Annotated in this window: 1 protein-coding gene; it reads left to right on the forward strand. The window is 72.3% G+C overall.

Translation table 11 applies throughout. The features are described 5' to 3' along the window. Positions 1-656 (forward strand): acyltransferase domain-containing protein (locus H5J30_RS35760; RefSeq protein WP_181791937.1); only part of this gene is annotated, 656 nt, incomplete at both ends.

Here is a 656-nt window from a genome sequence, read left to right on the forward strand (position 1 = left end):
TCGGCCACTGCGCTCGCGCAGTCCGCCGGTCGGCTGGCGGCGTATGTGGAGCGGCACCCGCACGTCGGGGTTGGCGCGTTGGCGGCGCGGTTGTGGTCGGGGCGGGCGAAGCTGGAGCACCGCGCGGGCGTCGTCACCGGCGACCGCACCGAACTCCACGAAGCCCTCACCGCACTGGCCACCGGCGCCACACACCCCGCGCTGATCACCGGCCCCGGCTCTGCCGAGACAGGGGGGCGCCTGGCGGTGATGTTCTCCGGACAGGGCAGCCAGCGCCCCGGCATGGGCCGCGAGTTGTACGACACCTTCCCCGTCTACGCCGAAGCCCTGGACGAGGTCTGCGCGGCACTGGACCAGCACCTCGACACCGAGGTCCCGCTACGGGACGTGATGTTCGCCGAACCCGACACCGAACACGCCGCACTGCTGGAGACGACGCTCTACACCCAGCCCGCTCTCTTCGCCCACCACGTTGCCGGCTACCGGCTCCTCCACACCGCGGGCGTCCAACCCACCGCGCTCATCGGCCACTCCATCGGCGAACTCTCCGCCGCCCACCTCACCGGCGTCCTCCCCCTCACCGTGGCCGCCGACATCGTCGCCACCCGCGCAAAACTGCTCCACACCCTCCCCCAGGGCACCGGCATGCTCGCCGT

Origin of the sequence: Streptomyces phytophilus (assembly GCF_013870535.1) — a bacterium.
Taxonomy (GTDB): Bacteria; Actinomycetota; Actinomycetes; order Streptomycetales; family Streptomycetaceae; genus Streptomyces; species Streptomyces phytophilus.